Origin of the sequence: Microcystis sp. M109S1, assembly GCF_020247025.1 — a bacterium.
Classification (GTDB): domain Bacteria; phylum Cyanobacteriota; class Cyanobacteriia; order Cyanobacteriales; family Microcystaceae; genus Microcystis.
The window spans coordinates 1-4733 of the sequence record NZ_JADBRW010000215.1; the positions used below are offsets into that span (position 1 = coordinate 1).

A 4733-nucleotide genomic window follows, 5' to 3' on the forward strand; every position below is an offset into this window, starting at 1 on the left:
CAGGGACTTTTTCCCTGAAAATTAGGTAATTGACCACCTGAAAATGGGTAAAACCCCACACCCCACACCCCAACCCCCAACCCCCAACCCCCAACCCCCAACCCCCAACCCCCACCGAAAAACTTTTTCAGCAGACCCTAAGTAATACTAAATCCTGTTTAAAAGGTATAGGAGAGTGGGGTGTAGGGTGTGGGGAGCAGGGTGTGGGGAGCAGGGAGAAACAATTGATAACTTGAGGGTTAATCACACTATTAAAAACGGATTTGGTATAAAACCTAGATACATTATTACTATCTAACAATTAATTGAGATTACCTACTTAATTAAAAATTAACTTCATTTTGATGTACAGAATCCAAATAAAACTTGATTACATCTTCTGGTGTACCCTGACATTGCAACTGGCCTTTATTTAGCCAAATTGCTTGGTTACAGGACTCTTGAATTAAAGTCAAATCGTGGGAAACTACTAAAATAGTGGCGTTAGAATTCCAGAATTTTTTTAACCGTCGTTTACACTTATTTTTAAAACTTTCATCTCCGACGGAAAGGACTTCATCAAGAATAAGAATATCGGGGTGAACCTCCGTGGCGATCGCAAATCCTAAACGAGCCACCATCCCGGAAGAAAGAGATTTCACCGGCGCTCCCATATATTCTTCTAACTCAGCAAAGTCAAGGATATCTTTGGTTTTTTCCTTCATTTCCTGACGAGAAAATCCCAGCATTACCCCATAGAGAATAATATTATCTTTTACCGGTAAATCTGGATCAAAACCCGCTCCTAATTCAATTAGAGAGGCAATTTGTCCCCTGACTCTCACCTGTCCCTTTGTCGGTTCCAGAATACCACAAATAACTTTTAAGAGAGTAGATTTTCCTGCGCCATTAGCTCCAATGATACCTAATTTCGCTCCGGAATTAATGACTAAATCTATATCATCTAGAACTAATTTTTTGGCAGGTTGACGATATTTACCTTCAAGAATAGAGAAGATTGTCCTTTTTAGATCGTAGGAGAATTCTTCTTGAGTACGTCTTTCGAGAGACACTTGATCGAGTCGAATTACTTCTGTCATTTATAATAAATCCATAAATAAATGTCGCCAGAGTCGGAAGCAAGTCCAACCAATTCCTAAGATGATGATCCCACCGAGTAGAGATTGAAAAATCAAACCAAAATCCGGTAATCCGGGGGAAAGGGACAATTGGCGAATACTTTCGATTACCGGCAATAATGGGTTTAATAGGAGGAATGGTTGTACGGAGGGAGGAATAATTTCCGGGGGATAGAAAATCGGGCTGCTAATCCAAGCGACAAAACAAACAATTTCGTAAAAATAGGGTAAGTCTCTGAAGAAAACGTAGAGGGTACTGACCAAAAAACCCACTCCCGTGCAAACCATAGAAAGACCGATCACGGGAAAAATCAGAGCAATTACATTAATTAAACTTTGAGATTTCCAAAGAGTTACTATAGCCAAAAGGGGAAAGATACTAATAGCAAATTGAAAAATATTTGCCACTACCATCGAAACGGGAAAGATGCTAACCGGCAGACGAATTTTATTTAGAATACTGCCATTACCAACGATACTAGGTAAAGCTTGGTTAGTGGAAGCATTAAAGAAATTTATTACTACTAAACCGGTGAAAGCCGCTAGGACATAGTTAACTATAGAATTATCAAAATAAGAGGCGAAAACCGTGCCGAAAATTGCCGTGTATAGTGCAGTCATAATCAGGGGATTTAACAAGGACCAGTAAACCCCCAGAAAAGAACCCCGATAGCGTCCCTTGAGATTACGTTCCACTAAAACACTAAGCAACTCGTAATATCGCCGCGCTGTTGACCATCTAGTTTTTGTCTGGAGATCGGTCATAGGGATAATTGTCATCTCGTCAGTATTCAGTGCTTTATTCTAAACGATTACCGTCAATTTTGTCTATCGATCGAGAGGGGACTCTAGTTTTTATCCAGTTCCTGACGACTCTCCCTCTCGGAAAAAAGTTCCCTTCCTAGGCCATTTATCTGGCTCAAAAAGCTTAAAACCCGCTAAAAGCCTCTTTTTTTAGGGTTAAACTCGGTTTTTAGGGACAGCCTCAGCTAATTGACCTAGACTCTAGCAGGTTTGACAATAAAATAGACATCAGATAAAAGCCAAGAAATGCCGATTTAAACACAGCTAATCTCAGAAAAACCGGAGTCAAAAACCGATAACTGAACAACTTCCTAACAGCCAAACCAAGAATTTAATCTAATTTATGTCCCGTCAGTTCCACAAAGATATCTTCGAGGTTGGAAGGGCGACACATTACTCCAGTTTTATCGCTCAAACTGTCAAGATAGGCATTGGCATCAGCCACGGTGGGGAAGAATTTATAATCGATTTTATCGCCAACTTGTTTGATAACTAAACCCTCGCCATACTTAGTGCGAAAATCCGTTAGAGTTCCTAATTCGATTAATTTGCCCGCATCCATAATACCAATTCTGCCCGGTTTTCCCGTGGCGTTATCCTGACAGAGAAATTCCACTTCTTCCATGTAGTGAGTGGTTAATAAAATTGTCATTCCTTGCTGGTTTAAATCGCGAATTACTTCCCACAAACGACGACGATTTTGGGGGTCTAAACCGACAGTCGGTTCATCGAGAAAGAGGATTTTTGGTTCGTGAAGAAGAGCGCGAGCAATCTGTAAACGTCGTTTCATTCCTCCGGAAAGAGTTTTGGCAAGGGCAGATTTTCGATCGCTTAAACTGACATAATCTAAATAGCGATCGATTAATTCCTGTCTCTGGGGATTGGGGATATGGTGCATCCGGCCGTGAAATTCCAGATTTTCCCAGACGGTTAATTCCCCATCAACGCTAATCTGTTGCAAGACTACCCCGATATTTCTTTTCACCTGATCGCGGTATTTTTTCACATCATACCCCGCCACTGCGATTTCTCCTTGACTTGCTTCGGTGAGGGTGATAATCATGCGGATTGTCGTCGATTTTCCCGCACCGTTGGGACCGAGTAAACCAAAGATTTCCCCTTTTTCGATGGTAAAGGAAAGCTCGTTAACTACTGGGAGATTGTTATAGATTTTAGAAACGCGATCGAGAGCAATAGCGGCGGTCATAGTTACAAAAGTTAATATTCCAGCTATGGATTAGTGTAACCGAATTAGCCTAACTCGACTCCGATTTGATCGGGAGCATCTCGCAGTGGTCATATCGACTGTGGTTTTATATCGTCACAATCAGATTAGAATACGGATAAAAAATTTTGACTTTGCTGGTATCAGATGGGAGTTTTTGTGGCGATTCTCTGTTTATATCTAGGAATAGGGGAATTTTTCCTCCATCCCCCGATTAGTCTGGGCAATTCCCGTACCGCAACCACGGCAACCCGAACGGAAACCCGTTTGCTGCTGAATTTAAAAAAAAGACGGGTTTTTGTTTACCAAGGACAGAAAATAATTGCTTCTTACCCAGTGGCGATCGGTCGTCGGGGTTGGGAAACCCCGACGGGACAATTTAGGGTGATTCAGATGGTGCGGGAACCAGTCTGGGAACATCCTTTCACTGGGCAACTGGTGCCATCGGGAAAAAACAACCCTTTAGGGGCGCGTTGGATCGGATTTTGGACCGATGGTGCGAATTTTATCGGTTTTCACGGCACACCGCAAGAAAATCTCATCGGCCGGGCCGTCTCCCACGGTTGCGTTAGGATGCGCGATCGAGATATAAAGGCTTTATTTGAAAGGGTACAAATCGGCACTTCAGTGATAGTAATCGCTCAATAGAAACAATGGGAAAAAATGTCACATTTACCAACACTTTACCCGATGATGTCGAGAGCGCCGTCTTAACCAGTAATTTAGATAGTCAACAGTTTAAAATGAGAGAAACTAAGCCAAGAGGATAAGCGGTGAATATTATTGAACTAATCGGGATCGTGGCGGGAATATTAACCACTGTCTCCTTTTTACCCCAAGTGATTAAAACTTGGCGTTATCGTTCGGCTAAGGACTTGTCCCTAACTATGTTTATTTGCTTTTGTCTGGGGGTTTTTCTTTGGCTAATCTACGGGATTTATGTGAGCAGTAAACCGATTATTATCGCTAATTTTGTTACCTTTATCTTAGCGGGGACAATTCTATATTTTAAGATTAAATATGATTAAAATAACTGGCAATCCCTTGCGGCTCTATTGGCTCACGTCAACGAAGGCATCAGGCGGTTGGCAGGGGGCCGTGTCAACTTAAAGAATTTTGTGTTAAGATATTGATACCCAGTCTAGCATTGTCAAAATGTTTGTACTAGAATACAAAGTTAAGCCAAAACCTAATCAGATAGAAGCCATTAATGAAGCAATACGAACAACCCAATTTGTTCGGAATAAAGTCCTGCGTTATTGGATGGATAATCCGGGTGTTGGCAAAACAGAGTTATTTCGGTACAACACAGCATTAAGAAAAGAGTTTAAATTTGTTGATGATTTAAACTCCCATGCTTGCCAGACTGCTGTAGAAAGAACCTTGCGGGCAATTACTCGGTTTTACGATAATTGCCAAAATCAAGTTAAAGGAAAGAAAGGCTACCCTAAGTTTAAAAAACATTCACGTTCCGTTGAGTATAAAGTATCTGGATGGAAGCTATCAAAAGATAAACGTCATATTACCTTTACAGACAAAAAAGGTATTGGGACTCTTAAACTGATTGGTTCTAGAGATATTAATTA

Annotated in this window: 6 protein-coding genes; 3 read left to right on the forward strand and 3 right to left on the reverse strand. The window is 41.2% G+C overall.

Features of this window, described 5'->3' with window-relative positions; all coding sequences use genetic code 11:
* Window positions 1-323: 323 nt before the first annotated feature.
* The 3 genes from IM322_RS10820 to IM322_RS10830 form a co-directional block, all read right to left on the reverse strand.
* On the reverse strand, window positions 324-1079 hold the full coding sequence (locus tag IM322_RS10820) for an ABC transporter ATP-binding protein (RefSeq protein ID WP_286826333.1): 756 nt from the start codon (window positions 1077-1079) through the stop codon (window positions 324-326).
* Window positions 1080-1883, reverse strand: a complete 804-nt coding sequence (locus IM322_RS10825) for an ABC transporter permease (protein WP_287674795.1) — start codon at window positions 1881-1883, stop codon at window positions 1080-1082.
* Window positions 1884-2253: 370 nt separating this feature from the next.
* Complete coding sequence (locus tag IM322_RS10830; protein ID WP_286826334.1) at window positions 2254-3129, reverse strand: ABC transporter ATP-binding protein; 876 nt, start codon at window positions 3127-3129, stop codon at window positions 2254-2256.
* A 165-nt stretch (window positions 3130-3294) separates the two neighbouring features.
* Between IM322_RS10830 and IM322_RS10835 the strand changes: the two genes are divergently transcribed.
* From IM322_RS10835 to IM322_RS10845, 3 genes are all read left to right on the forward strand, one after another.
* The gene (locus IM322_RS10835) at window positions 3295-3795 is read left to right on the forward strand and encodes a L,D-transpeptidase (protein WP_287674799.1); all 501 of its coding nucleotides are present in this window, start codon (window positions 3295-3297) and stop codon (window positions 3793-3795) included.
* Window positions 3796-3920: 125 nt separating this feature from the next.
* A complete protein-coding gene (locus IM322_RS10840) occupies window positions 3921-4175 on the forward strand; it encodes a SemiSWEET transporter (protein WP_286826774.1) in 255 nt (84 codons plus the stop codon).
* Between the two features lie 127 nt (window positions 4176-4302).
* A partial coding sequence (locus IM322_RS10845; RefSeq protein WP_502866917.1) for a nuclease/transposase family protein occupies window positions 4303-4733 on the forward strand: 431 nt, incomplete at its 3' end.

Bases quoted from the DNA above. Each gene is read 5' to 3' on its own strand.
- IM322_RS10825 (WP_287674795.1), bottom strand. From the start codon at position 1,883: ATGACCGATCTCCAGACAAAAACTAGATGGTCAACAGCGCGGCGATAT.
- IM322_RS10835 (WP_287674799.1), top strand. From the start codon at position 3,295: ATGGGAGTTTTTGTGGCGATTCTCTGTTTATATCTAGGAATAGGGGAA.
- IM322_RS10820 (WP_286826333.1), bottom strand. From the start codon at position 1,079: ATGACAGAAGTAATTCGACTCGATCAAGTGTCTCTCGAAAGACGTACT.
- IM322_RS10830 (WP_286826334.1), bottom strand. From the start codon at position 3,129: ATGACCGCCGCTATTGCTCTCGATCGCGTTTCTAAAATCTATAACAAT.